This window comes from Mycobacterium sp. (assembly GCF_019243155.1).
Classification (GTDB): Bacteria; Actinomycetota; Actinomycetes; order Mycobacteriales; family Mycobacteriaceae; genus Mycobacterium.
The window spans coordinates 1-4,484 of record NZ_JAFAUS010000277.1 but is presented as its reverse complement, the minus strand read 5'-3'; the positions used below and the strand labels follow the sequence as shown (position 1 = coordinate 4,484).

Sequence of the window (4,484 nt, the reverse complement as noted above, 5' to 3'; positions counted from 1 at the left end):
TGGGGCTGTTCATCGGCTTGGTGCTCGGCTTCTTCAGCAACAACCCCGGGGGTGCGCTGGCCACCGGCCTGGTCGCCGGCATCTTCTTCGGCTTGATCACCTCTGCCGTTCCATACGCAATGGCCCGTGGCACAAGGGATTTCAGTTCGACGATGCAGTTGGTGGCCGGCCGCTACGACGTGCTCTGCGATCCGCAGAACGCAGAGAAGGCGCGGGATCTGTTGGCGCGCTTGGCGATTTGAGTCGCGCGCGAGAGGTATGAATAAGTGGTGAGTCGGCGTGAGCGCGTACGCCGGATAGGTGTAATCGCGCTGGCGACCGCAACCCTCACATCTGCGGTGTCGGCCTGCGGTTCCGGCGGCAACGGGCTGATGATCAGCTTCTACACGACGGCCGCCGACGGAGCGACCTTCGCCGCCGTCGCCCAGGACTGCACCCGGCAATTCGGCGGCCGCTTCGCCATCCAGCAGATAAGCCTGCCCAGGGCCCCCGGCGAGCAGCTGTTGCAGCTGGCCCGGCGGCTGACCGGGCACGACCGCACGCTGGACGTGATGTCGCTGGACGTGATCTGGACCGCGCAGTTCGCCGAGGCCGGCTGGGCGTTGCCGCTGTCCGACGACCCGGCCGGTCTGGCCGAATCCGATGCCGCCACCGATACGTTGCCGGGCCCGCTTGCGACGGCCCGCTGGAAGGGCAAGCTGTACGGCGCGCCCGTCACCACCAACACCGAATTGCTCTGGTACCGGCCGGATCTGGTGGCACAGCCGCCACGCGACTGGAACGGCATGGTGGCCGAGGCCGCCGCCCTGCACGCCGCGGGCCAACCAAGCTGGATTGCCGTGCAGGCCAACGAGAACGAGGGGCTGGTGGTGTGGTTCAACACGCTGCTGGCCAGCGGCGGCGGACAGGTCCTCTCCGAGGACGGCCGGCACGTCACGCTGACCGACACACCCGCCCACCGCGCCGCGACCGTCAACGCGCTGCGCATCCTGAAGTCGGTGGCCACCGCGCCGGGCGTCGACCCGTCGATCAGCCGGACCGACGAGGGCACCGCACGGTTGGCGGTCGAGCAGGGCAAGGCCGCGCTGGAGGTCAACTGGCCCTACGTGCTGGCGTCTTTGTTGGAGAACGCAGTCAAGGGTGGGGTGTCCTTCCTGCCGCTCAATCAGGACCCGGCGTTGACCGGCAGCATCAACCAATTCGGCGCGTTCGTGCCCAACGACGAGCAATTCCGGATCGCCTACGAGGCCAGCAGAAAGGTGTTCGGTTTCGCGCCCTATCCCGGTGTGGCGCCGGGCAAGCCGGCCAAAGTGACGATCGGCGGCGCGAACCTGGCGGTCGCCGCCACCACCCGGCACCGCGCGGAGGCCTTCGAGGCGCTGCACTGCCTGCGCAGTCTGCAGAGCCAGAAATACGTCTCGATCAACGGCGGCCTGCCGCCGGTGCGCACCTCGCTGTACTCCGACCCGCAGTTTCAGGCCAAGTACCCGATGTACAACATCATCCGCGAGCAACTCACCGATGCCGCGGTGCGGCCGGCGACGCCGGCCTACCAGGCGCTGGCCATCAGACTCGCCGCGACGCTGAGCCCGATCGCCGACATCGACCCCGAGCGAACGGCCGACGACCTCACCGCGCAGGCGGAAAAAGCCATCAACGGGGAGGGACTGTTGCCGTGACTTCAGAACGGCGACTGGCCTTCATGTTGGCGGCCCCGGCCGCGATCCTGATGCTGGCGGTGACGGCCTATCCCATCGGGTACGCGGTGTGGCTCAGCCTGCAGCGCAACAGCCTTGCCGCCCCGAACGACACCGCCTTCGTCGGCCTGGACAACTACGTGACGATCCTGACCGACCGGTACTGGTGGACGGCTTTGGCCGTAACGCTGGGGATCACCGTGGTTTCGGTGACTTTCGAGTTCGTGCTGGGGTTGACGCTGGCGCTGGTGATGCACCGCACCCTGGTCGGTAAAGGCTTGGTGCGCACCGCGGTTCTGATCCCGTACGGCATCGTCACCGCGGTCGCGGCATACAGCTGGTTCTATGCTTGGACGCCGGGGACCGGCTACCTGGCCAACTTGCTGCCACACGGCAGTGCGCCTCTGACGCAACAGATCCCGTCGCTGGGCATCGTCATCCTGGCGGAGGTCTGGAAGACAACGCCGTTCATGTCGCTGCTGCTGCTCGCCGGATTGGCCCTGGTTCCGGAGGACCTGGTGAAGGCGGCCGAAGTCGACGGCGCCAACGCATGGCGGCGCCTGACCAGAATCATCTTGCCGATCATCAAACCGGCGGTAGTGGTCGCCCTGCTGTTCCGGACGCTGGACGCGTTTCGCATCTTCGACAACATCTACGTGCTGACCAACGGCGCCAACAACACCGATTCTGTGTCAATCCTGGGTTACGACAACCTTTTCAAGGGCTTCAACGTCGGACTCGGTTCGGCGATCAGTGTGCTGATCTTCGTCTGCGTGGGCATCATAGCGCTGATCTTCGTCAAGGTCTTCGGTGCCGCGACCCCCGGTGGTGACGTCGATGGCCGCTGAGCAGGAAAGCGCGCGACGCGCCCTCGTCTGGTCGGTCATCGACACCCTGGTGGTGGTCTACGCGATCCTTCCGGTGCTGTGGATCCTCAGCCTCTCGCTCAAACCGACGTCAACGATCAAGGACGGCAAGCTGATTCCGTCGTCGATCACCTTCGACAACTACCGCGGCATCTTTCGGGGCGACTTCTTCAGTTCGGCGCTGATCAACTCCGTCGGGATAGGCCTGATCACCACTGCGGTCGCGGTGCTGTTCGGCGCGATGGCGGCCTATGCGATCGCACGGCTGAGGTTCCCGGGCAAGCGCCTCCTCGTCGGGGCCGCCCTGCTGATCACGATGTTCCCGGCGATCTCACTGGTGACACCGCTGTTCAACATCGAACGCCAAGTGGGTTTGTTCGACACCTGGCCGGGCCTGATCCTGCCCTACATCACATTCGCTCTGCCGCTGGCCATCTACACGTTGTCGGCATTCTTCCGGGAGATCCCGTGGGATCTGGAGAAGGCGGCGAAAATGGACGGCGCCACGCCCGCACAGGCTTTCCGCAAGGTGATCGTCCCGCTGGCGGCGCCCGGCGTGGTGACCGCCGCGATCCTGGTGTTCATCTTCGCCTGGAACGACCTGCTGCTGGCGCTGACGCTGACCGCTACCAAGGCGGCCATCACCGCGCCGGTCGCGATCGTGAACTTCAGCGGCAGTTCGCAGTTCGAGGAACCCACGGGATCCATCGCGGCGGGCGCCATCGTGATCACAGTCCCCATCATCGTTTTTGTTCTATTCTTCCAACGACGGATCGTCGCCGGGTTGACCTCTGGCGCTGTGAAGGGATGACTCGATGGCCGAGATTGTGCTGGACCACGTCAGTAAAAGCTACCCGGATGGCGCGGTGGCGGTGCACGACCTGAACATCACCATTGCCGACGGCGAATTCCTCATCCTGGTAGGGCCTTCCGGCTGCGGCAAGACCACGACGCTGAATATGATTGCCGGGCTTGAAGAAATATCCTCGGGTGAGCTGCGCATCGGCGGCGATCGGGTGAACGAGAAGCAGCCCAAAGACCGCGACATCGCAATGGTTTTCCAGTCCTACGCCCTCTATCCGCACATGACGGTGGGGCAAAACATCGCCTTCCCACTGACGCTGGCCAAGATGAAGAAAGCCGAGATCGCGCAAAAGGTCTCCGAAACCGCCAAAATCCTCGACCTGACCGAGCTTTTGGACCGCAAGCCGTCGCAGTTGTCGGGCGGGCAGCGGCAGCGCGTCGCGATGGGCCGGGCAATCGTGCGTCATCCCAAGGCTTTCCTGATGGACGAGCCGCTGTCGAACCTGGACGCGAAACTGCGCGTTCAAATGCGCGGCGAGATCGCGCGCCTGCAGAAGAGGCTCGGCACCACGACCGTCTACGTCACGCACGACCAGACCGAGGCCATGACGTTGGGCGACCGTGTCGTGGTGATGCGTTCCGGCGTCGCGCAGCAGATCGGCACGCCCGACGAGCTGTATGAGCGTCCCGCCAACCTCTTCGTCGCGGGTTTCATCGGCTCGCCGGCCATGAACTTCTTCCCGGCCACCTTGACGCCCATCGGGATCACGCTGCCCTTCGGCGAGGTGATGCTGGATGCGGACGTTCAGGAAGTGATCGCGCAGCACCCGAAACCGGAGAACGTCATCGTCGGGGTGCGGCCCGAGCACCTGTCCGACGCCGCGCTGATCGACGGCTACCAGCGCATCAGGGCGCTGACCTTCGAGGTCAAAGTCGACCTGGTCGAGTCCCTGGGTGCCGACAAGTATCTGTACTTCTCCACGTCGGGCCCGGCCGCGCACTCGGCCCAACTCGACGACTTGGAGGCCGATGGAGATTTGCACGAAAATCAGTTTGTGGCAAGGGTTCCCGCTGAATCCAAAGCGGCCATCGGGCAGTCCGTGGAGTTGGCGTTCGA

The 4,484-nt window shown here is 64.8% G+C and carries 4 protein-coding genes and 1 pseudogene; all 5 read left to right on the top strand.

Annotation, left to right across the window (positions count from 1 at the left end):
- A pseudogene (locus JOZ00_RS13710) lies at positions 1-242 on the top strand (magnesium transporter); the annotation flags it as partial.
- Between the two features lie 24 nt (positions 243-266).
- Entirely contained in the window at positions 267-1,679 is a 1,413-nt protein-coding gene (locus tag JOZ00_RS13705; protein WP_293344497.1) for an extracellular solute-binding protein, read from the top strand.
- Positions 1,680-1,702: 23 nt separating this feature from the next.
- Positions 1,703-2,545 carry a sugar ABC transporter permease gene (locus JOZ00_RS13700; RefSeq protein WP_293344499.1) on the top strand — a complete coding sequence of 281 codons (843 nt, stop codon included), beginning with the start codon at positions 1,703-1,705 and terminating at the stop codon, positions 2,543-2,545.
- Positions 2,535-3,374: a carbohydrate ABC transporter permease gene (locus tag JOZ00_RS13695; protein WP_293344498.1), complete on the top strand. Its 840-nt coding sequence runs from the start codon at positions 2,535-2,537 to the stop codon at positions 3,372-3,374. Before JOZ00_RS13700 ends, JOZ00_RS13695 begins: the two co-directional genes overlap by 11 nt.
- A 4-nt stretch (positions 3,375-3,378) precedes the next feature.
- Positions 3,379-4,484 (top strand): sn-glycerol-3-phosphate ABC transporter ATP-binding protein UgpC (ugpC, locus tag JOZ00_RS13690; protein ID WP_293344496.1); only part of this gene is annotated, 1,106 nt, incomplete at its 3' end.